Genomic DNA, 25,153 nt, shown 5'->3' on the forward strand with positions numbered 1-25,153 from the left:
GTGTGTTTTATGCAAACGATTGCAATGTTATCGAATGAAGCGGAATTGGTTGCCCGCGCTGCAACCGAGCCGGCTGCTTTCGCCTCGGTCTACGAGCATTATTTTCAGCGAGTCTACAAATATATGCGCTACCGCGTCGGCGACATGACCGAGGCGGAAGAACTCACCAGCCGGGTCTTTGAGCGGGTCCTGACCAAAATCGGCAACTATTGCCCGGAGCGGGGGACCTTTGCCGGCTGGCTCTTTGCCATCGCTCACAACACCGTCGTCGACTACCTGCGCGCCCAAAAGCGCCACAGGCTGGTTCCGCTTGAAGTCCTGGGCGAAACGGCCTGCTCCGGAACCGGGCCGGAAGATACGGTAATTCATAACCAAAGCCGGGAACAACTCTTGACAGCCTTGTCCAGCCTGACTGACCGGGAGCGAAACCTGATCGCCCTGAAGTTTTCGGCGAGGCTGACCAACCATGCCATAGCCGAAATATCCGGCCTGACCGAAAGCAACGTGGCTGTAATCCTGTACCGGGCCATGCGGCGGCTGCGGGCGGAGCTGGACGGTTCCCGGAAGCACGGGAAGCACGGGGAGAAGCACGGGGACGGTTCTCTTGCTTTCCCCCCCTTGCAATAATCGAATACTTTCGGAAAGTCCTACCGTTTGTCATTGCGAGCGTTAAGCGAAGCAATCTCCGGCTCTTACCCCCGCTTTATACTGTGAGATCGCCACGTCGCTTTCGCTCCTCGCGATGACAGAACGGTCTTTGCAAACCGACTTTCCGAAATTACTCTAATCATGAAACCATCCATATACCAGTTTGCATGGGAGGCTGCAGCTGAGGCTTTATAGCAATAAGCATAGCGTTTATTAGATTCAGGCATAAGCTTAATAAATAATATTGAACCTTAAGCTGCCGGAAGACATGATATACAAGAAGAGTTGGAGACCGTAAACATTAATGTTTGGGGAGATCTTTAAAATTATGAATAACAAAGAGGTAAACAAAATGAGTGAAAACGAAAGAACAATGACCCGTTAGATTTCGGGAATGGATTCAATAAGGAGTTAAAAAAACTATTGTACGAGGAGTGATTGGGTATGGAAGTTGTCGCAACCAGGGAAGGGGGGCTGCTGATCCTGACGCTCGAAGGGAGGGTCGACGCTTTTGCGGCCAAAAACCTGCAGGACACAATAGAGCAACAATTGGCGCCCGACATCGCGGCAGTGGTGTTCGACCTTAAAGACGTCAGCTATATCAGCAGCGCCGGGCTGAGGATCATCATGTCGGTCAGCAAAAGGATGAGGCGTGACGAAGGCTCTGTCGCCTTGTGCCGTGTCGGCCGGTTTTGCCGGGACGTCATGGATACGGCGGGTTTCTTGCCTTTTTTGCCCGTCTTCGATACTTTGGAACAGGCCGTTGCCTGCGGTCGGCAGAGCATTCGGGAAAGAGAGTATCTGCAAAACTGGGAACAGCTCGAAAAAATAGACCTGTCCTGCGGCAAAGCGACAATAATTCCTGTTTCTTCCGAAAAGGGCGAAGCTTTAGTAACGGGCGATATCAAGGATGTGCTGTATTCCAGAGTCACTAAAGAAAGGCTGTTTTCCAAGACTTTTTCCGAAGCTGAATATTCCATCGGCTTGGGAGCGTTAGGGGACGCGGTAGATGATTATTATACCGTGATGGGCGAGATGATGACCATTGGCGGGACCATGGTCTGGCTGCCCACTGACGGCAACGACACCCCTGATTTTCTTATTCCGAAGGCTGATACCGGCAGAGTGAGGGTGCGAACGGGTTTTAACGTTTCACTGAACGGTAGATTTAACGAATTGTTTTATTTTGTGAGCGACGACCCCCAGGGTGCTTCGTTGGGAGACATATACAGCGAACTGTTCCGGTCGGCGGCGATCAGGCGTCCCGACTACAAAGGCGCGCTCGGCCTGGCTGTCTGCGCCCAGATGCCTGCCGTCTTCGGCTCGGGGATATTAAAATCACCAGTATGCGAATTTGCTTCGGCCAACGGCAGGATGATCACTGACAGCGAGAACGTGGAGCAGTGGTTCGAATCCGACAAAAAACAGAGGCATACCGGGGTAACCGGCCTTATTTGCGGGATAGGCATATCTTTACAGGCGGATTTATCGGCTTTTGACCAGGATATTCTTAACCGTGTATTTTACCTGCACCCGGCCAATACGGGAGGTAAAAACCAGATGTTGCACAACCACGGGGTCTTTTTCAGCCTGCTGCCCTTCCCTGACAGGGCAGTTAATTTGGAAAAGCAGATTAGCCAGGTAGTGGATCAAGGAGATTTTATAGATATGCGCCACCTGTTGGACGCTTCAACCATTAAGAGAGGGTTGATCGGCGTCAGCTATCTGCAGGGATTGAGACAAGATGGTAAATAAAAGTTCAGGCCGGCTGACGGAAGAGGTGAGAGAGTTGATGATATTACGCGCGGCCTGATGGGTATGCTTGTGATTATCAGCAGGGGACGTTCTTTTTGCTTCTTAAAACTACGTTTGATATAATCAGTAGTTAACCAGCCATGGAAGACCACCCGCTGACAGTCCGCAGCAGATAGGTTATGGTAAAAAACAAAGCTGCTCCAAATCCAACCGCCGCCAGGGTGACACAAATAACCAACAGTGCTGTTGCCAAATGCCTGCCCCCAGTCTCCGGCACAATAGAGGATATTATCATATCCATATTCTATTTCAACCCTGCGATTCCTGCCATTGCCAACCGGCTTGCAATGCCGAAAGGCAAGCCCTAGGTGAACTCCCGGGCTGCTTCCGCGGGCGCCGTTTGCTTTGGAAAACAAAAATAAAAAGTGGCGCCCTTGTCAACTTCACCGGTTATCCAGGCCTGGCCATGGTGCCTCTAGTCCGATAGACTCTAAGGTAAGAGCCGCTTTAACCGGGCGCTGAGCCAGCCGCAGACGGCACAGCCCTTATTAAGCAGCCTGACTGTGGGAGCGGGCGCCCCGCAAGCCGGACAGGTTTCCAGAATGTCGCGGCGGGCTTCCCTGAGCAGAAGTACCCATGGACGTAAAGCGTTCATATCACCGGCAAAGTAAGCTTTTTCCGGGTTGGTGCGGCCCAGATAATGCATTTCCAATACCGCTCTGCCGTCCGGGCCGCTCATAATATCTTCTTCGACAAACTCCAATGCCAGCACATCGGTGGCGAACACCCGGAACGACAGGCTTTGTCGGGAGTGTCCCAGCCAGCGCAGACCGCCATCCTGCACGCTGAAGGCTCCGGGCTGCCAGGCACAGTTGACCTTGCCGCCCGGCGTCAGGTGCCAGATCATCTCCCCAATATCCGGAGCCGGCAGGTTAATGTTTTTGGGGCCGGCCAGGGCATGTGCTTTTTTCAGGGTATCCAACAAGCGCTCACTGTCTATGCAATGCAGCCGGACCACATCGCCGGAAGTCATGGTGAGCCAAACCTCCTGCCTGTTCTGGTCGCTGAAGTGTTTAACCTGCCGGTTATCGATTCCGCTGATCAGCCATAAATTAATATCCAGCAGCGTCTCTGAGGGTTCCTGCCGGCAGAGCAGCAGGCGGCGGTCGGTCAGGTAAATAAGCCCCGGCCGCCATGCGGAGTAAATACCCTTGCTGTACCAGCAGGAACCAAACAGGGAAAGGAGCAGCTTCTCTCCATCTTCCAGGTGGAGACCTGCCTCAACCCGCTTTTTTTTAGCTGCGGAGCGGATGGCATCATCCCAGTCCGTCATAAAACCGTATCGCAGCATGGTTGACATGCCGCCCAAGGCCAGGCGCAAATTCAGTCCAAGCAGTGGAATGCCGGACACACTAACCACAACGTCGCTGTTTAACATTAACCCTTTAGTCAAAAGGCGGTCGAGAAGATCGTTGAGCGTTACTTCCCGGCGTTGCGAAGGATATAACTGTTTGCCCTTGCTCACCATATCTTCTACCTCTCAAATGTACCAACAATGATTTTTGATTGCAGATTACCAGCAAAAACAGAAATCGCTAACTTAACAAAATTCAATCGCATGTAATTAAGTTGGCATGGCTAGTTGGCCCACAAAGCTGTAAGGCGGCCAGGGACCGGTAAAATCAACTGTAAAACCATCTTGCTGTTGAATTTTTGCCAGAGCTCCACCTAATTCCGGCAACCGGTTTTTCTTTACCAGGCAGGAAAGGTTGGCGACCATGCGTACTCCGGACGATGCCTTTTTTGTTTTTTCCACCTGAATATCTGTGCATAAGGGGCGCAGCGCCTTGTAAACTTTTCTGAAATTAACCTCCACTACGTCTTCCAGGGCTTCCTTAACCGCTTGTTCCAGCTTTTCCCGATAAAGGTAGCGTGCTCCTTCCGGCTTGCCCTCCAAATCCCGCTGCAGTGTTTGCAGGCGGGTGTCTTCCCGCAAGGCTGCCTGTTTTAAAGCTTCTTCAGGCGCCATTATTTTAACCGCGTATTCTTCATTATCTCTCAGGCGTTCAAGCAGCGATTGCAGTTGCCTGCTTTCCTGTGACAGCCATGCCTGCAACACCTCTTGCGGAGGGCGGTCTGTAGCGCGAATTATGGTATTGAAACCAAATGGTAAGATTGTATCCAGCTTTTCTTTGGCCTGATCCAATACTTCCTGGTGCTCAAATATCCATTCTTTAGCCTGTTCATCGTTGTCCGGCCGGTAGGGTTCGGCGGCACAGTCGTGTACTACGGCGCATAAGCCTGCGGCGGCCAGGGCATATACCCGGCATCCGGTGATACCGTTAATCCCCAGTTCAATCCCTGCTTTTTCCGAAGCTACTCCGTAAATATACAGGCCTGCTGGCTCAGGTGCAATTGGTTGAGCCTGCTGCATGCACAGTTGCTCCTGTTGATCCGGCGTCTTTAAAATTTCAGCAAACGGCGCAGCGCCCACGGGTTCCTGCATCACCGGAGGCGCCTGGTTTAAGGCTGCCTCTATATCACTCTGCCGCACCTTCAAAGCAGGCTTAGCTATTTCGTTCAGCACGATCTGGACAGTGTCTTGTACGGTCAATTGTACAATCTCCCGCACTGCAATTCGTAATTCTTCTTCCAGTCCAATTCTTTTCAGCTCAGCCTTCACCAGCAGGTGTGCCAGTGCTTTCATCCTGGGCGCGTCCTGGTCCGCTGCCTCGTTTATGTTGTCGTTTGCCCGTAAATTCATGCTTCCACCCCTCAATCTAATTCTTCTTCCCACCGCCGGGGATTAAGGATCCGGTCAACCACATCGTCCACGATACGGTCCAGACCATCCCGGACACTTTTAACTGACTCGGTTACACCCTGCTCCAATTTCATCTCCTCAATCGCCCGGTCCAGATCAAGCATTGCCCGGCCCAATCGCTCAATTTCATTCTCTTCCAGGCTGCCGTCGTCCATGCGCGCCAGGGCCTGCAATTTTAGGGCATCCTTGATAATCTCCAGCAGGGCTATGACCAGTCCAAGTAAACCGTGTTTTAAGTTATCCGCGTCGATTTCCAGAGGCATGGCTGCACCTCGCTATTTATTTGGGGAATCAAAAAAGATTACCGGCTTCTTGAATGGTCGAATCTAATCATTACAATACCGTTCCGGCAGGTTACTTCCGGGTGGCAGGAGTCCACCTTGTTACCCAGATCAACAATCACTACCAGTTCGTTGCCGGTTTCAAATACGTCAACAAGGGGCTGGCCCTTGACAGGCTGCAACCAAAAGGCTGGCTTTAGCCACCAGTGGAAATATATTTTTTCACCGGTGTCCTGATCTACCCGGCAGGAGACAAATTCTATAACCGGTTCACCAAAGGTGTCCGTGGCAATGGGGTTGATTACCTGGCGTAGACAAAGTAAAACCTCCATGTCACTGTCCAGACCGGCTGCGCGTGCCAGGTCGCCGATGCTTGCATGTCCATGGCAGCACATGTGCCACCAGACAGCCCTGCTCCGGCAATCCAGTGCGGCCAGGAATTGCTTCATTTTAACTCATCCAAACCCATCATAATATCCCCTTCCTGTGGCGCTATTCAGGCAAAGAAGCGATTGCTTCATGGCGCTTTTTAGCTTTGGCCGAAATCCAGCCGCACCACGGGCATCCCTCTGTCAGAAGCTCTTCCTTGGGTATCCGCTTTTCACATTGCGGGCAATTTTCTTTTTCGATAATGGCGTCTTTCCAGGTAGCGGTCTCAATGTTTGTACCGGAGGGGAATTCCAGGCCATAACGGGCTGCTGTTTCAAAGGAAGCAAGTGCCGCCCTTATTTTTACTCCCAGCAGTTCCACCCCGGCTACGGACACTACTATATCGGCGTTAATAACTATGCCTTTGTCCAGCAGGCGGTCTACCAGAACCACCAATGTGTCTTCATCTCTTTGTTTTTTGGGTCGCAGCCCTGTTTCCATGCAAAAACCTCCAGCTTCCATTTGGCATGTTTGCCTTGCGTCCCTTTGACGTCTATTTACACTCCGGGTTACTGCAGCATAATTCTATTTATCATTCTTTAAAGGTTCGGAGCAAATTTTGTCCGGATCATCCTGTTTCGCCCACGCCCTGAGTTCTGCCAAGGCCAGGCAGAAATGCCTGTTACATATCTCTATGGAAGGAGGCGCCGGCAGGGGACTGGAATCTTGGGCTAAACACTCACGCACTGCGGCAAGTGACGCCCGGTTGCATAGATGGCGGATGTCTGCGCCGGAGAAACCTGCTGTTCCGGCAGCCAGCCCGTCCAGGTCCACATCTTCTGCCACAGGCCTTTTCCTGGTGTGTACAGCCAGGATCTGCCGGCGTGAAGCGCAGTCGGGAAGCCCCAACTGCAGTTGCAGGTCAAACCGGCCCGGGCGTAGCAGGGCAGGGTCGATAAGATCAAGCCGGTTGGTTGCCCCTAGCACTACGACCCGCCGCAGCTCTTCGATACCGTCCATTTCGGTCAATAACTGGCTCAACACCCGTTCAGCCACTGCGCCGCCACCCATTCCCCGGGAAGAAACCAGAGCGTCTATTTCATCAAAAAACACGATACAGGGCGCAGCTTGTCGCGCTTTGCGGAAAACCTCCCGTACCGCCTTTTCTGATTCTCCCACCCATTTTGATAAAAGGGAGGGGCCTTTGATCGAGATAAAATTAGCGTTTGCTTCGTTGGCCATCGCCCGTGCCAGCAGAGTTTTGCCTGTACCTGGCGGTCCGTATAAAATTATCCCCCGCGACGCTTGTGCTCCCGCCTGGTCGAAGAGATCCGCGTATTTCAAAGGCCATTCAACGGTTTCCCGCAGGTGCTGCTTGATCTCATCCAGTCCCCCCACGTCTTCCCAACCGGCGTTAGGCACCTCCACCAGAAATTCCCTGGTAGCCGACGGCTCAACTTCTTCCAGTGCCTGCAGAAAATCCTGCATGGATACTCGCAAACTTGTAACCATGTCAGAAGGAAGCCCATCCGGCAGCGGCTCCAGGTGAGGCAAATATTTTCTTAGGCGATGCATGGCTGATTCCCGGCATAGAGCCAGCAGGTCGGCTCCTACGAAGCCACCGGTTAATTCTGCCACCCGATCAAGGTCGACGTCTTCTTCCAGGGGCATACCCCGGGTATGGATCTGCAGAATCTCCAGTCTTCCCTTGTGATCGGGCACACCAATGTTTATTTCCCGGTCAAACCGGCCAGGACGGCGCAGGGCAGGGTCCAGTGAATCAGGGATGTTGGTGGCGCCGATGACGATCACCTGGCCGCGTGAGGCCAGCCCGTCCATTAGGGCAAGCAGTTGGGCCACTACCCGTTTTTCAACCTCACCGGTAACTTCTACCCGCTTTGGCGCAATAGCGTCGATCTCGTCCAGAAAAATAATGCTCCTGCTTTTTTGGGCAGCCTTTTCAAAAATTTCCCGCAATTTGGCTTCGCTTTCGCCGTAAAATTTGTGGATAACCTCCGGGCCGTTGACGGAAATAAAGTAGGCGTTGGCTTCATTGGCTACCGCCCGTGCAATCAATGTCTTGCCGGTACCCGGAGGGCCGCACAATAATACACCTTTTGGCGGTTCAACACCAAGATGCTGGAATATTGCCGGATATTTGAGGGGCAGTTCGATTATTTCCTGGATCCGGCTCAGTTCCTTGCCCATGCCGCCGATATCCTCATAGGTGATTTGATTGGCCTTTTTAATACCCGCCGCTTTGGTCTTTAAAACTTCCACCAGTGTGTCTTTTTTCAGCATCACAAACCCTTCGGGCAGTGTATCTTCCACCACGAATTCCTGGTTTCTTAAGCCCAGCACTGAAATTCGCACCTTGTCTCCTTTGCTCAGGGGCATACCCTGCAGCGAACGGTTGATGAAGGTGACGTCTATCTGGGCAGTAGCAGAGCCGATGGGTGTTAAGCTTATTTTTTTGGCGATCCGGCTGGTCGTACTGCTGACCGGAACCATATCACCAATGCTCACACCAGCGTTTTCCCGGATAATACCATCAATCTGCAGTAATTTTTTACCCCTGTACTCGGAGTGGGCGGGCAGAATCCGGGCAGCCGTCCGGCGCCCGGCGCCGATGGCCACAAGATCCCCGATTTCCAGCCCCAGCGCCTGGATGTCGTCGGGATCGAGGCGGGCGATACCCCTGCCGACATCCTTGCCCAAGGCCTTGGCCACCTTAAAAGTGAGCTGCTTATTCAATTTAAATACTTCACCTGCTTTTAATTACTTAGTCCTGCACGTCCAAAAGTACTTCAAGGATACCGTTTCGTATGAATTTTCGCATAGTGTCTGATTTTACCCGGTGAGGCAGAGCTATGGATTTGCTGAAAGGCTCATCCTTGGCCCAAACGGTTAAATAAAGAACATTTTCTTTAATGTGAAGGACTATGTCTTCATCTGATACAACAGGTGTTTCTACTACGACCCGGATAAAATGGCCTTCGTCAAATACGTCTATCACCGGCTCACTTTTTTTAATGGAAATATCCTGCCTGGCAGGCATAGTGTCACTGGTAAACGATGGCCTTTTTCCCGGCAAACCGGTCTTCAGAGTGAAACCATAGCAGCCGCTGATCCCCTTAGGATCCGTTAAATTACCAAAGGTCCCTGTGCTGTTGATTTCCGTCTTTCCTTCAGAGTCCATTTTTTTTACAAGGTCAACCATCTCTCCGATGCCCCGCAAAATATTTCCCAGAATACCACCATCACCATCTTTTTTCACTGAATACACCTCCGGCCGGCCGGATCACTCCGGGGTATCTCAAAGTTCTCAAACAAAAGCTTTTCCAAGCGTATAACAGTTTTCGTTTGTTTAAGTATATGGTATATCCTGATAAAAGTGACGGAGGAGTAGTAAATGACGGGCAGCAAAATCTGGTGGGGGATAGCTTGTTATTCAGAGCCTTCATCCGATTCTTCTTCCATTTCTTCTTTGTATGCTTCTATTTCCTGAAGGCGTTCTATCAGAGAATTTTCCATGCGTTCATACATTTTCTCGCTTATTTCTCCAATATCTAACAGGTACTGAAGCCTGCGGAGCTCTTCGTAAACTTTTTCTTCGTCACAAAACTCCTTCATAACCTCTTTATGAATTTCTTTGAATATAAACATGAGCCCCTTAAATGGAGATAAAAGTATGTCATCAATTAAAAACATAAACTACCTCCCGCGTCACCAGTTAACCTTCACGAAATTATAGGGGGTCCAGGGGCCGGAATACTTGAAAATAAATTTATCCTGGTACTTGTCATGAAAATCTTTTACAGCTTCATCGAAAACTGTAATATGCTCTTTTTTTATGAGAAAGACCGCGTTAAAAACCATTTTTTCTCCGGTAACGGGGTTGAGAATGGAATCATCTGCCAGATTACTCAGCGGCTTAAAAATGGTCCTAACATATTCATCTCTTTTATCCAAAACTTTTTCCTCAATAATTCTGCCTGCTTCAATAGCGATTGCGTACCGGTCTTTTTTCCTTGCCCCATATTCTTTTTTTAGTTTTTCGATCTTTTTGTTTCCAATCTCTTTAATAAAGGCGTCTTGTTTCCAAAATATTTTCAGCCCGAGCTCTATCCGGCCTTTTATTTTGTTTAACAAGCGGTTTATTTCGTCAAAATTGTTAGCCATTATTTTTTCCGCTTCGCTATTGTTCTTGAATACCGTGCCGAATCTCAAGGGCAGAAGGTCTATTATTTCTTGCAATTGCGTAATAACTTTTTGGTGATTGAGTATATTTTTTCTGTTGGGCTGCCAACTGGATTTTGATGCCTTTTTAACAATGATGGCAATACTTTGATATGGAATAAAAAAAAGATCAGTGGGGAGCTTGGCTCGTAAATCTGTTTCCTGCTCCAACTGAATAATGCAGTAAGCATAAAGTCCTTGGGAGATTTTCATCTATCCTCACCTATTTGCAGGTTTATTAAGGTCACCGGTTTATTTTTGCTCACAGAATATGCCTTATAAATGCTTTTCAATAAGTGAAAGGACTTGAGGATACATCTCCTTTCGATTTATAAGCGGGTGCCTGCTTTCAGAAAACAGAATTTCCGCTACCATATTTTTTATTGTGCTGCTTCTATATTCACTTAACTCTTCATAAGCCATAACCTTGGCGATTTTGATGCAGGTCCTGACGGTGCAGTTTTTTGATGATGGGACAATGACGCGATAATCCCTGACAATATCTACAACCTTTTCAGCATCTTTACCACTAAGGTTTGAATTGGCCATGGTAATAGCAACCTCAGTCTCACGGTCCATTTCGTTCAGCTCGATTGTGACCATACGATCTTCCAATGCAGCCTGTGTTTTGTGAACACCTGCGTATTCTAACGGATTACTGGTAAATATGATGCGAAATTCAGGGTGGACTGCTATTGTTTGCTTTTCAGCATCAGAACCTGGCAGGAATAAAACGCCCTCTTCCAATACTGACAGTAATATGTTATTTATGGTAGGGCGGGTTCTGGAAAACTCATCATAAATCAAAACATGCCCTTCCCGGCAGGCCTTGGTTAATTGTTTATCAAGCCATCTGAGTTGAAAATCTTCTTCAATTGTATAAACATTATGGATAAAATTGTCAATTGTTTTTTTGCGCCGGTAACCGTAGTTGCCTCCAATCAAATCTGCAGAGCTGAAGTCACTGTTTCCGTAAATGATACTGAAAGGTCTCCCAAGGCTCCTGGCGACCCTGAGAGCAAGTGATGTCTTTCCTGTCCCTGATGGTCCGCTAAAATGTATTGAAAGTCCTGCTTTGAGGTACCTTAGAGCCCTTTCGAAAATCTCTGTCAAGAATTCTGTTTCCACAAAGCTTTGATTCTTGTCAAAAAGCTTTTGTTCGAGCAGCTTATATCACTCCCTAAGTCAAAAAAATTTGTTTTCTTCTGAAAGAAGAAAACAGGGATCAAAAACATCTTTCATGAAGCGGCACAAAACGAACTCTATATAACTGTTTCGCAGTCTTTCAAGGTTATTTTATGTCTAGGCTTTTTCTTCTTCCTTGTTTGGTTCAACGGGATAAATTATCAGTGAGCCACGCTCCATAAGGGCTACCCTTTCAAAGCTGATTACTTCATAGCAATGATCTACAAGCACATCATATATAGCCATCAGATCGCCTTTAGCGCGTCTTCTCATGTATTCTACTTCCTCTGGCACTTCTATTTGTACTTTCCAACAATCTTCTCCCGGACTAACCCCAATAATCTTTCCCGGTTTGCCTAGTACTTCACAAAAAAAATGTTGCACAGCTTCTATTATTTTTTTTATGGCCATGCTTAACTCCTTAATATTTAAAACTATTTTCTCATGGTCGATAATGCGTCGGCAGCACCTTTACGGTCCTTGATGTACTCATTTATAATATGCGAGACTCTCTTTTGGTTCTCTGAATATTTAAGCTTTAATTGTTTTTTAGTTTCCGCGCCCATCCTGAGCCTGTTGTCATAGTACTTGCGGACAAGATCGCTTGTTTGTTTTATTACCTCATCAATATTGGCTGCCCTGTCTTTGCAACCGTTTTTAAATGTGTCACACCAGGATTGCATACTTGCCGTTAATGACATGGGACGACCTCCTCCAATAAGTGTTTATTTTTTGCCGGGACCATTTAATGGTCCCGGCAACCTTTCCACTATGCAGCGTGTGGGTGTGGTCCGGCAGTCAGCCCTACAGCTTCAGCGTACATCAACCAAGTCTCAACGGAAGCAATAACGACCCGCGCCTCAATAGCCAAAAGTTCAATACCTACGAGTGCCACCCTTACAAAGGCATCAATAACTATGCCTTTTGTTAAGATTCTGTCGACCACTTCGGCCAAACTGGAAGCTTGAATACTATGTCTCATGATGTTCTCCCCTCTTTGGATTTGTTATATTATATTAGAGCACTTTACGCCATGTTACAATTCCTGACAATAGTGGGAAATAAATAATTCGAACCGTTTTGGGCCTGAACTTGATATATTTGAAGCCTAACCTGTTTACTTATACCGCCCGTACCATTTTTCTGTCCGCATAATTCCCGCAGAATTTATCCTGTTCAACGGACCAGTCGGTTATATAATGGTTCATGTTCCACTCTACACAAACAGCTGCAGACGAGAGTATCAGGTTGGCATAAGTCCTGATCCAATCAGGGCTGATATGCTTAAAGGCGAAGGTTCTTTTATCGCAGATTAGAACGATCCAGTAATAGTTGCCGCAATGGCTGAAGGAAAAAATACTTTCGCTGGCATAACCGCTGCCCGGACAATGACGTGCTAACTCTGATTCTGGTTTTACCTTGCCGAGTATCTCCAATACTTCAGATAACTGAGTATCCTCATTGATAATTTCATCCATATAAAATCCTCCTTAAATATAATAGATTTGAATTGGTTGATCCATGATATGCCAGCCATACCCAATTGGTGACATAGCTCAACTCTCTCAAATGAAATATAGCCTTGAAGCTTTGATATAACTAGACTTTTCGCTTTATAGCTGTCAGGATCGGGGCGTTCGTTTTAAGTTAGCAACTAACCCGGAGTAGATTTCTTAATCGAACCATGGCTTGAATCTAAACTTATATATGGTTTAATGACAATCGGGCACTCGAGCGGCCCGACGTACAAGCGCAGGGAGGGGATAAGGGAATATGATAAGGGAAATCTAAGGCCCATGATTACCAAGATTACTGAAAGGAGATTTGACGATGAAAAATGAGAAGATAATGAAGTTAGTGGCTACAGGCATTCTGGTGGCGGGACTGATGGCTTCCTCTAGTGGTTTGTCCCTGGCCGCCGGCGACTCAACCAACGGCCCGGATGTTTCCCAGCGCGTGCTGTGGCAGACGGGAGACCCCGGCGCGGCAGGCGTCGCCACCGGTCAAGTTATAATTTCAACCAGCAAGATGTCAAAGTTCAACCAAAATATCCTGAAAGAGGCCCTGGCCGACCTGGTGACCGCGGGAACCATCACCCAGGCCCAATCTGACGCCGTGCTCACGGATTTCCAAAACAACACCCCCGAAAAACCGGTGATCAAGGTCACGCCGCCGTCCGAAGGGGCAAACAATTTGAGCGGGACAAACCCGATGATGACGTTCAAAGTGGTAAAGTTCAACGATCCCTTAAAGGACCTGGTGGACAAAGGGACCATCACCCAGGACCAAGCCCAGGCGATCAGGGATAAGATGCGCGAAATTACCGACCAGCAGATGCAGAAGCAATGGCAGACAAGCCTTGACACGCTGGTGGGCGAGGGGACCATCACCCGGGACCAGGCCGACAAGGTTCTCGCCTTCCTGACGGCCGACAAGCAAAAGATGCAAAGTGTTCTGGATCAAGCCAGAGAAAATACGCAGAATATGCGTAATCAAACCAAGGACATGAGCCCGCAGGAAAGGGCCCAGTATCTTGAGCAAAATATGCCCACAATCAAAGATCCTGTCACCCAGATGGTCGATCAGGGGATTATCACCCAGCAGCTCTGAAACAAACAATGCAGGAGCTGGCGCAGCAACAACTGCAGGCTAATCTGGACGCCCTCGCAGCCAAAGGGGCCATCACCCAGGACCAGGCCGGCAAGATCCTCGACTTCCTTTCGGCTGGTAAGCAGCGGATGCAAAGTGTTCTGGATCAAGCCAGAGAAGATATACAGAATATGCGTGATCAAACCAAGGACATGAGCCCGCAGGAAAGGGCCCAGTATCTTAAGCAAAATATGCCCGCAATCAAAGATCCTGTCAGCCGGATGGTCGATCAGGGGATTATCACCCAGCGGCAGGCTGACGCAGTGAGAGGGGTCCTGACGAGCGGCGGTCCGGTGGTCTTCTTTTCAACTTCAGGCGCCGCCTCGGGCGACAGCCAGAACTGAAACTTCTGAATGTAGGGCTGGCTGGAGGAAACTCCAACCAGCCTTTCTTTTTCAAGCAGTTCAAAGAAAAAAGGTTTGGGTCTTGGCTTGACGATCAGCCGTTTGCTGGCGGGTGCACGGGGGAGAATTAATCCTGCCCGCGCCTGCGCCGACGGTACGACATTTCGTTTGAGTCTGCCGCAGTCTGCCGCTGGCGTGGAAAATTAAAAGACAGGAGGAGACATATTTGCCTAACGCTCTGAGTGTTGCTGCTAAAAAATTGAAGACACTTTCACGAACAACTTTGAAATATCCATAAACGGCCTGAAGGCAAACAAGCTGAGGTCCGCCCTGACAATGCTCGGCGTTATCATAGGCGTTTCGGCGGTGATAATTATGGTCGCCGTGGGACAGGGCGCCAGCAAGAGGATAACCAGCCAGATATCCAGCATGGGTTCAAACTTACTCATGGTTTTTCCCGGCGCCGGCCAGGGGGCGGTACGGGGAGCGGGGGGGGATGTGAATACCCTTACTTTAGAGGACGCCGAAGCAATTTCCGAACCGGTTATGGTAACTCATGTGGCGCCGGAGTTAAGTTCAAACGCCACCATCGAATACGCGGGTCAAACCTGGACCGCCCAGTTTGACGGGACAACTCAGGAAATGCAGGCTGTTAAAGATTTAACCGCCGTCTCAGGTTCCTTCTTTACCGATGACGATGTGACAGGCGCTAATCTGGTGGCTGTTCTGGGTAAAACTGTAGCTGATAATTTATACCTGTCTGGTGAGGACCCGGTTGGCACGGTAATCAGGATCAATAAATTAGCCTTTACAGTAGTGGGTGTTCTTGCCTCTAAAGGGGCTTCCATAGGCGGACAGGATCAGGATAATATGGTATATATACCGGTGAGTACAGCTCAAAAAAGAATGCTTGGCGTGAAATATGTCCGGCTGATCAATGTGCAGACCGAAACGCCGGAAAGCATGTCCTACGTCCAGAGCAGCATCGAGAATCTTTTAAGGGAAAGACACCGCCTGTCCGGCACGAACAATGACGATTTCAACGTGCGAATCTGACTTCGGTGCTTGAAACGGCTGAAAGCGCCACAGCCGTCATGACATTGCTTCTGGCCAGCATAGCCGCTGTGTCACTGCTGGTGGGCGGCATCGGGATTATGAATATTATGCTGGTTTCTGTGACGGAGCGAAAACTGCGGGCCCGCTTACGGGTGCTCCTGCGGCGTGCCCATAAGCAACCAGAGGAGGAAAAACGCATTCGGGTACACGACCTGCTCATTCTGCCGGAGCGGCATTTCGTCTACCGGGGTAAGGAACGAATCCCCCTGACTGCCAGCGAGTATCAGGTGCTCCTTAATCTGGCTCAGCGCCCGGGGATGGTTTTTACCCGGGAGATGTTGATGGACGTTCTCTGGCTGACCGACCGCAACACCGGCAGCCCGCTGACGGTCAATGTCCATGTCCGCAACCTGCGGGCCAAGCTGGGCGATGATCCGGATAACCCCCGGTACATTGTCAGCGTGCGCGGCGTCGGGTACAAACTACGGGAGGAAGAGCAATGAAAGCCTGGCGAAGCCTGCGTGTGCGGCTGATATTCAGTTATGTGGCCCTGGCCTTGCTGTTGCTCACCTTTTCCGGCTACATATTTTCCAACGCCCTGTCCATGTACGCAATTTCGGTACAGCGTTCCCAACAGGCCCTCTATCTCAAGCAGGCCTTGAGCGCACTGGCGGAAGCCAGATCACGGAACCTTTCCGGTGATGAAACTCTTGATCTTCTACGGAGAGACTTGCCTGGCGTGCGTATTGAACTGGAGACAGTAGCGCCGGAAAAAGAAGGTGTTCCGGACGGGCCTAATATCTCTTTTTCGACCGGGATAACAGCGCTTCCCGACGGCGATGCCCTGCCGCCGCTATCTTCCACGGGCGAAGCACCCAATCTTCTGCCCGGGAGAATAGGGATTCTGTATACATCAAAGCCGGGCGAAAGTTCGTTTATCCTGCCAACGGTGATCGTCACGAAAGGGGTTCCCTCAAACACCGCCTACCGGTTTACGTTGAGCCCCTCGGCATTTGCAGTTTTGTCCAACCTTTACCGCCAGGTGCTGGAAGTACTGGTCCTGGCCCTGGCGCTGGCCGTACTCATCGGCTGGCTGCTGAGCTACTGGCTCGCCCGGCCGCTGTCCCGTCTGGTCGCGGCAACGGAAGCGGTAGCCGGGGGCAACTTATTTTATTTAAAAACGATAAACTGCTAAGGTTACTTAGGCGGGGCCATATTTCCGCCCCGGCCCCCCGGACCGCCCATGCCGCCCATGCCGCCGGTGACTGCTGAACCATTGTCAGCGATGCGGGTGACCGTGCCGGAGATGGTAACGGTGGTTAGTTTTGCGCCCCCGGAACAGGCGCCGCCGGTGAACAGCCCGCCGGTGAGCTGGCCGCTGCACGAGCCGCCGGAGATCAGGGTATAGGTTTTTCCCTGCTCCAGCAGGGGACTGCTGAACACGATGGACTGATATGCTTTGTCCGGCGCAAAGGCCAGGACGGTTTTTCCACTTTCATCCGTCAGGGCTGCCAGTGTCCCGGCTGCCTGCACTGTGCTATAGATGACCGTGATGGAATTCTGCGAGGAGGAGGTCCCGGGGGACTGGGCCATGCCGGAGCTGCCGGCTATGGCTAAAGTTCCGCCTGTTACCTCACAGGCGCCATCGTAGTCCATAGACCCGTTGCCATTGTTGGTAGGCCCGCTTACAAGCACGGTGCCGCCGTTGAAATAAAGGGACCCGTTAGCGTCGATGCCGTCGCCGCCAGAGTTGATAGTTATATACCCCCCCTTAATGCGGATAAAATAGGGGCTATCAAACTTTCCCGGGTAAGGGATTGTTGGAACAAAAAATTATAATAGCAACGCCGTATGTTTAGTTTATCAGTATTAGCACGGCCTTCGCCTCACTAAAAGTGCAGAAACTGTTGACAGCTAAAAAAAACTGCCCGCTCACCTAAAATGTGCGGACAGCACATCAAGCGCCTGGCGGGCCTATGTCTTAGAGAGGAATTTAGCATGCACCATTTAATACTTGGCTAAATACTCCTCGGTCTCCCAAGGATGCACCTGGATTCGGTAACGGTCCCATTCAATCTTTTTGGCTTCAATAAACCTGTGAAACACATGATCGCCTAAAGCTTCTTTAATCACCTGATCTTTTTCTAGTTCCTTAATAGCCTCCTGAAGGCTCTCGGGCAAGCTTCCGATGCCCAGCCGCTCTCTTTCAATCATCGTCATCTCATAGATATTACGGTCACAAGGAGCCGGTGGCTCAATTTTGTTTTTTATTCCGTCAATACCTGCCTTCAGACATACAGCCAGGGCCAGGTAGGGGTTGCAGGAGGGATCCGGGCTCCTGAACTCGATCCGGGTGGACATACCTCTTTTAGCGGGGATCCGGATCAGCGGGCTCCTGTTTTGCCCGGACCAGGCAATGTACACCGGCGCCTCAAAACCGGATACCAGGCGTTTATATGAGTTTACGGCAGGGTTGGTTATCGCCGTGATGGCTTTTGCATGACTCATCAACCCTCCCACGTAATACTTGCATTCCCGGCTTAACCCGTCAGGCGAGGTAGGGTCATAAAAAGCGTTTTCATCATTTTTCATTAAAGACTGGTTTGTGTGCATACCGGAACCAGCCATCCCATAGATAGGTTTAGGCATAAAAGTTGCGTGCAGGCCGTGCCGCTGGGCTGTGGTCCGCACCACAAACTTGAAGGTGACAATTTTGTCGGCAATATCAAGAGCGTCCGAATATTTGAAGTCAATTTCATGCTGTCCGCTGCCCACTTCGTGGTGGGAAGCCTCTATCTCAAAGCCCATCTGTTCCAGGATCAGCACCATATCCCGGCGGGCGCCTTCGCCCAGGTCAACAGGCGCGAGGTCGAAGTAACCAGCGCGGTCGTGAGTGGTGGTGCTGGGCTTACCCTGGCTATCCATATGGAAAAGAAAGAATTCCATTTCAGGCCCCACATTCATAGTGTAACCCATTTCGCCAGCTTCCTGAATAGCCCTGCGTAAAACATTACGGGGGTCTCCTGTAAAGGGGCTGCCATCAGATTTGTAGATGTCACAGATCAACCTCGCCACCATACCGCCTTCCCTTGGCCGCCAGGGGAAAACCGTAAATGTCGCGGGGTCGGGCCGCAGGTACATATCCGACTCCTCGATACGTACAAATCCGTCAATCGAGGAACCGTCAAACATCAATTCGCCCTCGAGGGCTTTACCCAACTGTTCAACTGTAATGGCAACATTCTTGAGTATGCCAAAAATATCCGTAAACTGCAGGCGGATAAATTTGACGCCCAATTCTTTGGCCAGACTACGCACGTCGTCGGCGGTAAGCTTAGCCATAAATTCACACCTTTCTTTTTCTGTCATAGCTAGACTTAACTAAGATATCACTACCACGTCCATGAGGCCTCATCGCCTGTTATTTGCCGCGCTGCACATAATCACATAGACGGTTTTACTTGCTCGCCCATTAGCCTTTTTAAAACTTCCGCATACGTTTCTCCTACATTCCCCAGGTCTTGACGGAAGTATGTATAGTCCGGCATCGCTTGTCCGATATATTCGCTTGGCTTTTCCTTCATAAAGCAGTCCGGGCTTTTCAGGCACATTTCACACCCCTACCTACTTAAAGGCAAAAATATAAGCCCCTACCTTTTGGTAGGAGCTATTAGCCATAATGGCATTTGCGCGGCGGGCTCCATCACCGCTTGTTTTTGTTATTTTACAATAAGCGATGCCGGGAGTCAATAAAGCTAACCCGTTTATTTGGAACAAAATTGATGATTATTGTGATATTGCATGTATGTGAATTTCTTGACACTGGATTATTAATTATGCTAAGCTAATTTATAACAATAGTTAGAAAAATGGTGTAATTAAAATGAATGAATGGCTGATCTTAATCTACAAAGTGCCTTCAGAACCAACCCGCTACAGAGCTTCTATTTGGCGCAAGATTAAAGCTATAGGAGCCATATATTTACAAAGTTCTGTCTGCATTCTCCCGTTAACCCACAAAACAGAAAAAAACTTGCGGTTGTTAAGACGTGAAATAGAAGGTTACGGCGGAGAAGCTCACCTGGTGAAAGCCAGTTTCCTGTTGCAGGAGCAGTCTGTAATCGATCAGTTTAACCAGGCCCGCAATGAAGAATACGAAGAAATCATCGGCCGTTGCAAAGATTTTTTTAAAGAAATAGAGAATGAAACTTCAAATGAACACTTTACATACGGAGAATTGGAAGAAAACGAAGAGGATTTTGAAAAACTAAAAAAATGGTTTAAAAAAATTCAGGAACGGGACTTTTTTCATGCCAGCGCTTCAAATACCGCATTAGAGCTGTTAAAAAAGTGCGAGGAAATGATGGAAAAGTTCGGTGAACAAGTTTTCGAGCGGGAAGAAATTATTGATGACCAGACGGAAGACGCGCTAATGGCAAAAACAAACACATAAAAAAATAAACCGGCTCTCACAATTATAGTGGGCGCCGGTTCGCTTTGAATTTGAGAGGAAGTCAGGTTTCTTAAGTCAACGGATGATCATGGCCACATAACTGACAATAAGAAGAGCAACAATATTAACAACTTTAATCATCGGGTTGATCGCGGGACCTGCTGTGTCTTTACAAGGATCGCCCACAGTGTCGCCGGTAACAGCAGCCGCGTGGGCCGAAGTGCCCTTGCCGCCGTACTGGCCCTCCTCGATGTACTTCTTGGCGTTGTCCCAGGCGCCGCCGCCGGCTGTCAGCATGACCGCCAGGAAGAGCCCGGTGATGATCACGCCCATCAGCAGGCCGCCCAGCGCCTTCGCTCCCAGCAAAAAGCCCACTAACAGGGGAGCAACAACCGGAATCAAACCGGGGACCATCATTTCTTTAATCGCCCGCTTTGTTACGATATCGACGCAGCGGCCGTATTCTGGGCGCGCCTTTCCTTCCATCAGGCCTTTTATTTCCTTGAACTGGCGGCGCACCTCGTTAACAACCTCGTAAGCCGCCCGGCCTACGGCGCCCATAGCCAGTGAAGAGAAGATGAAAGGCAGCGCGCCGCCAATCAAAAGTCCTGCCAGCACCCAGGGGTCTTCAACCAGGAAGCTTATCTTATCAAGGATCCCGGCTTCTGCACGCACCCGGGCAATTTCCTGGGTATAAGCCGCAAACAGGACTATAGCCGCCAGACCTGCCGAGCCGATGGCGTAGCCCTTGGTCACAGCTTTTGTAGTATTCCCCACCGCGTCAAGCGGGTCAGTAATGTTTCTGATCTCCGGAGGAAGCTCGGACATTTCCGCAATGCCGCCGGCATTATCGGTGATCGGCCCGTAAGAGTCAATTGCAACTATAATACCTGTCATCGAGAGCAAGAGCGGCAAAAAACGGTATTTCAAAATTCTTAAGGGTAAAGCATTCTAACGAGTGGTCTGATTAAAATTACCAAAAAAACATATTGACAAGGTCGCGCTTTTGTATTATAAATTTTTTGTAACCATTGTTAATTATAAACATGTATAATGGTATATTTGTAATTTAACAAAGTATAAGTTCAAATTGAACGGCGGTGGGGTTCGCCTATGCTACTGAAGCTAATGACTCCTGTTCCTCAGGATAGGAGTCTTTTTTTTGTGAAAAATAATTTTGGGGAGGTGGTTGATGAGCATGAATTATTAGGATTTTAAACGGAGGTAGATCATGAATATTTGGTTAGACGCCGCTTTTTGGATCGGTCTGGCGCTCACAGCCTCGATATTGTCAGTATGGTCCGGGATTTCAGTCGCCATGATTGAGATTATTATAGGTGTTATCGCAGGCAACTATCTAGGTTTAATCACAACACAATGGGTTGATTTTCTAGCCGGCTTCGGCAGCATCTTTTTAACTTTTCTGGCAGGAGCTGAAGTGGATCCCGCTGTGCTCCGGTCTAAGTTTAAGGAAAGCGTATCTATGGGGGTTGTTTCTTTTCTAATTCCATTTCTGGTTTGTTTCGCCTACGCCTATTATAAGGCGGGATGGACCCTGGAAGCCTCCGAAATAGCCGGTATAGCACTTTCCACCACGTCAGTGGCCATAGTGTATTCTGTCATGGTCGAGACTGGCCTCAATACAACCGAGCTCGGTAAAATAATCCTGGCCGCGTGCTTTATTACCGACCTGGGCACAGTCCTGGCTCTAGGCGTTATCTTTGCTCAATATAATGTTTGGCTTTATGTTTTCATAGCAGTAATGGTCTTGGCGCTTTTCCTTGTCAATAAAATTGCAGGCCCCTTTACAAGCGCTCTAGGGGGACGTGTCAGCCAGGTTGAAGTCAAGCTTATCTATTTCTTTCTGTTCTTGTTGGGCGGGCTGGCGTTAAAGGCCAATAGTGAGGCTGTTCTCCCAGCTTATCTGTTAGGACTGGCGCTGGCAAAATTGTTAGCCAGGGAAAAAGAGATGCTCGCCAGGATGAGGACAACCGCTTTTGCGACTCTTACTCCTTTTTTCTTCCTGAAGGCGGGCCTGCTCCTTTCTGTTAAGGCGCTCTGGGCGGGGTTAGCCGTAATTCTGATCCTTCTTGGAGTGAAAATGATGGCGAAGTTCATCGGGGTCATGCCCCTTTCACTGCTTTTTAAGTTTGGCAAAAACAACTCTATTTACACGACCTTGCTTATGTCAACCGGGCTGACGTTCGGCAGCATTTCAGCGATGTTCGGCCTTACGCATAATATCATCAACCAGCAGCAATATTCGGTACTGGTGACGGCTGTGGTTTTAAGCGGGATAGTGCCGACCCTGATAGCTCAGACTTATTTCCGGCCGGATCGCTCAAAAAAAGTAAAACCTGTTGCTTTACCGGAAAGGAGTAATTAACGGTGTTCGAGCACATCATGGTTGCTTTCGACAATTCCAACCAGGCGCAAAAAGCATTGGATAAAGCTTTTCAAATTGCTGAATTTCACCACTCGTTTGTAGAATTAATTTCCGTGGTCCTGATACCGGACTACGCCGCCACAATCGACGAAGTGGAAGAAATGATCGGAGACGGTAAAAGATTTTATCAGGCCATCCATGAACGCTACGCCGCTGAGGCTAAAGCGAGGGACATTAAATTTGCGTCTAAGGTACTGCAGGGACACATTGGCGAGTCTATTGTGAATTACGCCAATGACAACGCGTTAGACCTGATCGTCATGGGCTCTTACGGCCGTAGCGCCATATCCAGGCTGTTGATGGGCAGTGTTTCAAATTATGTTGTTAGGCATGCGAGGTGCCCTGTAATGGTTGTTAAAGAATAATAAAATAATCCCCGCAAATCAAAAAAAACAAATAAAAGTAAATCCCCAAAAAACAAAAAGTGTTACCAGAAGTTCCGGCGTTCTTTTTGAGTACAAAATAGGCCGTGGTTTATATGAAAATTTAGCGAATAGACGAGCTAAAAGCTACTTTGGAAAGGAGGTGGTTATTATGAATTATAAAGCGACAGTCCTCGTAGAATCTGATAGAAGATACAAAACGGAATGCGAACTGCCTTTTGTTCCGCAAGTTGGCATGCTTTTCTCAGATAGCAGTCAATCAATTGACCTTTTAAGGATAGTTGATGTTGTGTGGAATAATACAGAAAAACGTTTTTATGTTTATCTGGGTTTATAATTTCACCTAATAGAATTAACCGGGCAACCGGTTTTTTCTTGTTTTTTGTTTATAAGCTTATAAAATAAACTCTTTTCGCACCAGAAGGAATAAGGGTATGGAGGCAAGCTGCATTAAAACCGAAAAGGCAACTAAATATGGTACTGAAATATCATAAAGAACTCCCATCAATACGCTGCCCGCAAACCAGAGCAGCCCGTATCCCGTGTTGAAAACTCCATACGCGGTGCCGCGCCTGTCCACTGGAACCATCCCGGCTACTGCCGCCCTCATTATGGACTCCTGCGCCCCTACGCCAACACCCCACAGGGCTGTTCCGGCCAGGGCCGGAAAATGGCCTCCTAAAAAGACCAGTGGCGCAAAAAGCGAGGACAGCAATGATACAAAAACTAGTACAGAGATTCCGATTTTGTCAAATAACCGCCCGAAAATAAGAGCGGCAAGAGCGTCCATTCCCATAGCAACAGCATAAAAAATTGGAATCCAGGTGTCGGAAGCGATTGAAACCTTTTTGAAATGGTAGGCAATGAGCGGATAGTCGGCATAACCGACCGCAACCAACCCCACCGCCGCGAGATACAGCCAAAACACACGTCGTAACCCCTGGGTTTCAATTTTAGGTGTGTTGACTTCAAGATCCCTTGGGCGGGGATATAGCAATTTTGCCGTTATTAGCACACCTAACGCAAATAGCGCCGGCACCAGCAGGATACCGAATCCGGTTTGATAACTTTCCTTAAAATAGAGAACCGCCGCTACAATGAGTGGACCGGAAACCGCCCCTACCTGGTCCATTGCCTCATGAAAACCAAATCCCCAGCCCCGGCCGAGCGTATGAGTGGCATGTGACAGCATCGCGTCGCGGGCGGGAGTGCGAATCGCTTTTCCCATACGCTCTCCCACTATGAGGATTGCGGCGATTTCCCAGCTGCCGGCCAGCGCCAGAAGTGGAACTACAAATAGATTAAGGCCATACCCAAGGAGAGTAATAGTCCAATACTTTCCAGTCCGGTCGCTAAAATAACCCGATACAAGACGCAACCCGTACCCTATCAACTCGCCGAATCCTGCAACAATACCAACCACGGTGGCGCTGGCGCCCAGGACGGCCAGATACGGTCCGGTAATACTGCGGGCGCCTTCATAAGTCATATCCGCAAAAAGACTGACCAGACCGAGCAGGATAACCAGTCTCCAGGCGGTCCTCCCTAACAGCGCCTTGTCATTCCCGTATGGTCCCGATTTGTTTTCCATCATAATTAAGAAATTCCTTTCCTCTAGAAAAGTTGAAATAAAAAAGTATCCCTATCTCTTGTGCTTAATATTTTGAGAGAACTGGCGCAGACCCCCATCGCTGATATTAATATTAACAATTGTTGACTTTTTTATCAATGTACTTTATCATTTATTTATAACCGCCGCTATATTTCAAAACGTGACAAACACGCAAAAATCCCATTTGCCTCCAGTATTTCTGGGATTTAATAAAAAGGGCGATGGAGCTCGCATAACGCCCCGCGGCTAATAGCTCCTGTAAATTATTTACAGGAGTTTTTGTGTTGTAAAGGGGGCAGTAAGATGAATGATGGTGAAAATAACTTGGAAAAATTAATTGGCGCTCTTCGTCACCCCGAACCGCAAACCAGGCTCAGAGCCGCGTGGCTGCTGGGGGTAAAAAAAGATGCCGGGGCTGTTGCTCCCCTGGTCAAGTCCCTTGGTGAAAACCGGGACGATCCTTATATTTTGGCTACAATAGCCACAGCACTGGGGATGATTGGCGATATCAGAGCGCTTGATGAAGTTATGGCGCTCTTAAAACACTCGTATCCAGTAGTTCGCACAGCGGCCGCTGAAGCTATTGGATTGCTCGGGAACGTCGGTTGCGCAGAACCCTTGAAGAGCGCGTTGAAAGACCGCAACATGTCTGTCCGGAGGGCTGCTGCCAAAGCGTTAAAAAATTTGACCCGCCAGAGTTAGTCAACCTTACATTGGCAGGAACTATGTTTTTGTAACAATTTCAAGTGAAAGGAACTGTCATGCTGGACCAGTATGTTTTACATAAAAACCTCCATCTCGCGCCGCCGGTGCGGGCGACACAAATAGTAATGAAAACGGGTGCGCACCCCCCCCTGGTTGCTGTACAATTTGTCTGAGGAGAAGACACACTACAAAGCACGGTGAGGC

31 protein-coding genes, 1 pseudogene and 3 riboswitches are annotated in these 25,153 nt (G+C 49.1%); of the genes and pseudogenes, 12 read left to right on the forward strand and 20 right to left on the reverse strand.

Annotated features, from left to right (window positions below; translation table 11 throughout):
* Window positions 1-9 precede the first annotated feature (9 nt).
* Both Pmgp_RS13660 and Pmgp_RS13665 read left to right on the forward strand, forming a co-directional pair.
* Window positions 10-627 carry a sigma-70 family RNA polymerase sigma factor gene (locus tag Pmgp_RS13660; protein ID WP_134214543.1) on the forward strand — a complete coding sequence of 206 codons (618 nt, stop codon included), beginning with the start codon at window positions 10-12 and terminating at the stop codon, window positions 625-627.
* A gap of 465 nt (window positions 628-1,092) precedes the next feature.
* Entirely contained in the window at window positions 1,093-2,403 is a 1,311-nt protein-coding gene (locus Pmgp_RS13665) for an STAS domain-containing protein (protein ID WP_134214544.1), read from the forward strand.
* Between the two features lie 130 nt (window positions 2,404-2,533).
* Here the strand turns inward: Pmgp_RS13665 and Pmgp_RS20600 are convergent, their stop codons facing one another.
* The 15 genes from Pmgp_RS20600 to Pmgp_RS13735 form a co-directional block, all read right to left on the reverse strand.
* Window positions 2,534-2,656, reverse strand: a complete 123-nt coding sequence (locus Pmgp_RS20600; protein WP_282432907.1) for a hypothetical protein — start codon at window positions 2,654-2,656, stop codon at window positions 2,534-2,536.
* Between the two features lie 237 nt (window positions 2,657-2,893).
* Window positions 2,894-3,931 (reverse strand): gas vesicle protein, encoded by a 1,038-nt coding sequence (locus Pmgp_RS13670; RefSeq protein ID WP_134214545.1) that lies wholly within the window; start codon window positions 3,929-3,931, stop codon window positions 2,894-2,896.
* Between the two features lie 96 nt (window positions 3,932-4,027).
* Window positions 4,028-5,167, reverse strand: a complete 1,140-nt coding sequence (locus Pmgp_RS13675; protein WP_134214546.1) for a GvpL/GvpF family gas vesicle protein — start codon at window positions 5,165-5,167, stop codon at window positions 4,028-4,030.
* An 11-nt stretch (window positions 5,168-5,178) separates the two neighbouring features.
* A complete protein-coding gene (gvpK, locus tag Pmgp_RS13680; RefSeq protein WP_134214547.1) occupies window positions 5,179-5,490 on the reverse strand; it encodes a gas vesicle protein GvpK in 312 nt (103 codons plus the stop codon).
* Window positions 5,491-5,528: 38 nt separating this feature from the next.
* Window positions 5,529-5,957, reverse strand: coding sequence for a hypothetical protein (locus tag Pmgp_RS13685; RefSeq protein WP_134214548.1), 429 nt, complete (start codon window positions 5,955-5,957; stop codon window positions 5,529-5,531).
* A gap of 43 nt (window positions 5,958-6,000) precedes the next feature.
* On the reverse strand, window positions 6,001-6,378 hold the full coding sequence (locus Pmgp_RS13690) for a gas vesicle protein (protein ID WP_134214549.1): 378 nt from the start codon (window positions 6,376-6,378) through the stop codon (window positions 6,001-6,003).
* A gap of 84 nt (window positions 6,379-6,462) precedes the next feature.
* The gene (locus Pmgp_RS13695) at window positions 6,463-8,631 is read right to left on the reverse strand and encodes a CDC48 family AAA ATPase (protein ID WP_134214550.1); all 2,169 of its coding nucleotides are present in this window, start codon (window positions 8,629-8,631) and stop codon (window positions 6,463-6,465) included.
* Between the two features lie 28 nt (window positions 8,632-8,659).
* A complete protein-coding gene (locus tag Pmgp_RS13700; RefSeq protein WP_134214551.1) occupies window positions 8,660-9,154 on the reverse strand; it encodes an Hsp20/alpha crystallin family protein in 495 nt (164 codons plus the stop codon).
* Between the two features lie 170 nt (window positions 9,155-9,324).
* Entirely contained in the window at window positions 9,325-9,588 is a 264-nt protein-coding gene (locus Pmgp_RS13705; protein WP_134214552.1) for a gas vesicle protein GvpG, read from the reverse strand.
* A gap of 15 nt (window positions 9,589-9,603) precedes the next feature.
* Window positions 9,604-10,329, reverse strand: a complete 726-nt coding sequence (locus Pmgp_RS13710; protein WP_134214553.1) for a GvpL/GvpF family gas vesicle protein — start codon at window positions 10,327-10,329, stop codon at window positions 9,604-9,606.
* 63 nt (window positions 10,330-10,392) lie between these two features.
* Window positions 10,393-11,244, reverse strand: a complete 852-nt coding sequence (gene gvpN / locus Pmgp_RS13715) for a gas vesicle protein GvpN (protein WP_282432908.1) — start codon at window positions 11,242-11,244, stop codon at window positions 10,393-10,395.
* Window positions 11,245-11,418: 174 nt separating this feature from the next.
* A complete protein-coding gene (gene gvpO, locus Pmgp_RS13720; RefSeq protein ID WP_134214555.1) occupies window positions 11,419-11,712 on the reverse strand; it encodes a gas vesicle protein GvpO in 294 nt (97 codons plus the stop codon).
* Between the two features lie 23 nt (window positions 11,713-11,735).
* Window positions 11,736-12,002, reverse strand: coding sequence for a hypothetical protein (locus tag Pmgp_RS13725; RefSeq protein ID WP_134214556.1), 267 nt, complete (start codon window positions 12,000-12,002; stop codon window positions 11,736-11,738).
* A 68-nt stretch (window positions 12,003-12,070) separates the two neighbouring features.
* Complete coding sequence (gvpA, locus tag Pmgp_RS13730; protein WP_134214557.1) at window positions 12,071-12,283, reverse strand: gas vesicle structural protein GvpA; 213 nt, start codon at window positions 12,281-12,283, stop codon at window positions 12,071-12,073.
* 139 nt (window positions 12,284-12,422) lie between these two features.
* Window positions 12,423-12,779 (reverse strand): hypothetical protein, encoded by a 357-nt coding sequence (locus Pmgp_RS13735; RefSeq protein ID WP_134214558.1) that lies wholly within the window; start codon window positions 12,777-12,779, stop codon window positions 12,423-12,425.
* 352 nt (window positions 12,780-13,131) lie between these two features.
* Between Pmgp_RS13735 and Pmgp_RS13740 the strand changes: the two genes are divergently transcribed.
* The 5 genes from Pmgp_RS13740 (at window position 13,132) to Pmgp_RS13760 (ending at window position 16,545) form a co-directional block, all read left to right on the forward strand.
* Window positions 13,132-13,911: a hypothetical protein gene (locus Pmgp_RS13740; RefSeq protein ID WP_134214559.1), complete on the forward strand. Its 780-nt coding sequence runs from the start codon at window positions 13,132-13,134 to the stop codon at window positions 13,909-13,911.
* 8 nt (window positions 13,912-13,919) lie between these two features.
* Window positions 13,920-14,294, forward strand: a complete 375-nt coding sequence (locus Pmgp_RS13745) for a hypothetical protein (protein WP_134214560.1) — start codon at window positions 13,920-13,922, stop codon at window positions 14,292-14,294.
* Window positions 14,295-14,630: 336 nt separating this feature from the next.
* Complete coding sequence (locus Pmgp_RS13755; RefSeq protein WP_243119855.1) at window positions 14,631-15,350, forward strand: ABC transporter permease; 720 nt, start codon at window positions 14,631-14,633, stop codon at window positions 15,348-15,350.
* Window positions 15,351-15,355: 5 nt separating this feature from the next.
* Window positions 15,356-15,853 (forward strand): winged helix-turn-helix domain-containing protein, encoded by a 498-nt coding sequence (locus Pmgp_RS20350; RefSeq protein WP_243119856.1) that lies wholly within the window; start codon window positions 15,356-15,358, stop codon window positions 15,851-15,853.
* Window positions 15,850-16,545: a HAMP domain-containing protein gene (locus Pmgp_RS13760; protein ID WP_134214562.1), complete on the forward strand. Its 696-nt coding sequence runs from the start codon at window positions 15,850-15,852 to the stop codon at window positions 16,543-16,545. Before Pmgp_RS20350 ends, Pmgp_RS13760 begins: the two co-directional genes overlap by 4 nt.
* Before the next feature lie 2 nt (window positions 16,546-16,547).
* On the opposite strand, the gene Pmgp_RS13765 is transcribed toward Pmgp_RS13760, so the two are convergent.
* The 3 genes from Pmgp_RS13765 to Pmgp_RS19800 form a co-directional block, all read right to left on the reverse strand.
* Window positions 16,548-17,045 carry a hypothetical protein gene (locus tag Pmgp_RS13765; RefSeq protein ID WP_192902932.1) on the reverse strand — a complete coding sequence of 166 codons (498 nt, stop codon included), beginning with the start codon at window positions 17,043-17,045 and terminating at the stop codon, window positions 16,548-16,550.
* Between the two features lie 312 nt (window positions 17,046-17,357).
* On the reverse strand, window positions 17,358-18,692 hold the full coding sequence (gene glnA / locus Pmgp_RS13770) for a type I glutamate--ammonia ligase (RefSeq protein WP_134214563.1): 1,335 nt from the start codon (window positions 18,690-18,692) through the stop codon (window positions 17,358-17,360).
* Between the two features lie 101 nt (window positions 18,693-18,793).
* Entirely contained in the window at window positions 18,794-18,961 is a 168-nt protein-coding gene (locus Pmgp_RS19800; RefSeq protein ID WP_192902933.1) for a hypothetical protein, read from the reverse strand.
* A 43-nt stretch (window positions 18,962-19,004) separates the two neighbouring features.
* Window positions 19,005-19,067, reverse strand: a riboswitch (Fluoride riboswitch).
* 166 nt (window positions 19,068-19,233) lie between these two features.
* Between Pmgp_RS19800 and Pmgp_RS13775 the strand changes: the two genes are divergently transcribed.
* Entirely contained in the window at window positions 19,234-19,803 is a 570-nt protein-coding gene (locus tag Pmgp_RS13775) for a Chromate resistance protein ChrB (RefSeq protein WP_134214564.1), read from the forward strand.
* Window positions 19,804-19,878: 75 nt separating this feature from the next.
* Here Pmgp_RS13775 and Pmgp_RS13780 read toward each other — a convergent pair.
* A pseudogene (locus Pmgp_RS13780) lies at window positions 19,879-20,709 on the reverse strand (sodium/proton-translocating pyrophosphatase); the annotation flags it as partial.
* Between the two features lie 181 nt (window positions 20,710-20,890).
* Window positions 20,891-20,948: riboswitch (Fluoride riboswitch) on the forward strand.
* A gap of 86 nt (window positions 20,949-21,034) precedes the next feature.
* On the opposite strand from Pmgp_RS13780, the gene Pmgp_RS13785 reads away from it, so the two are divergent.
* Genes Pmgp_RS13785 through Pmgp_RS13795 form a run of 3 tightly spaced genes read left to right on the forward strand, consistent with a single transcriptional unit; the run spans window position 21,035 to window position 22,969 of the window.
* Window positions 21,035-22,189 (forward strand): cation:proton antiporter, encoded by a 1,155-nt coding sequence (locus Pmgp_RS13785; RefSeq protein WP_192902934.1) that lies wholly within the window; start codon window positions 21,035-21,037, stop codon window positions 22,187-22,189.
* A 2-nt stretch (window positions 22,190-22,191) separates the two neighbouring features.
* Window positions 22,192-22,614 carry a universal stress protein gene (locus Pmgp_RS13790; protein WP_134214566.1) on the forward strand — a complete coding sequence of 141 codons (423 nt, stop codon included), beginning with the start codon at window positions 22,192-22,194 and terminating at the stop codon, window positions 22,612-22,614.
* A complete protein-coding gene (locus tag Pmgp_RS13795) occupies window positions 22,601-22,969 on the forward strand; it encodes a hypothetical protein (RefSeq protein ID WP_134214567.1) in 369 nt (122 codons plus the stop codon). The genes Pmgp_RS13790 and Pmgp_RS13795 overlap by 14 nt, the downstream gene beginning before the upstream one ends.
* 57 nt (window positions 22,970-23,026) lie before the next feature.
* Here the strand turns inward: Pmgp_RS13795 and Pmgp_RS13800 are convergent, their stop codons facing one another.
* Window positions 23,027-24,226, reverse strand: a complete 1,200-nt coding sequence (locus Pmgp_RS13800; protein WP_205078036.1) for an MFS transporter — start codon at window positions 24,224-24,226, stop codon at window positions 23,027-23,029.
* Window positions 24,227-24,452: 226 nt separating this feature from the next.
* Window positions 24,453-24,510, forward strand: a riboswitch (Fluoride riboswitch).
* Between the two features lie 37 nt (window positions 24,511-24,547).
* Between Pmgp_RS13800 and Pmgp_RS13805 the strand changes: the two genes are divergently transcribed.
* Complete coding sequence (locus Pmgp_RS13805; RefSeq protein ID WP_134214568.1) at window positions 24,548-24,946, forward strand: HEAT repeat domain-containing protein; 399 nt, start codon at window positions 24,548-24,550, stop codon at window positions 24,944-24,946.
* Window positions 24,947-25,153 lie beyond the last annotated feature (207 nt).

Source organism: Pelotomaculum propionicicum (genome assembly GCF_004369225.1).
Classification (GTDB): domain Bacteria; phylum Bacillota; class Desulfotomaculia; order Desulfotomaculales; family Pelotomaculaceae; genus Pelotomaculum_B; species Pelotomaculum_B propionicicum.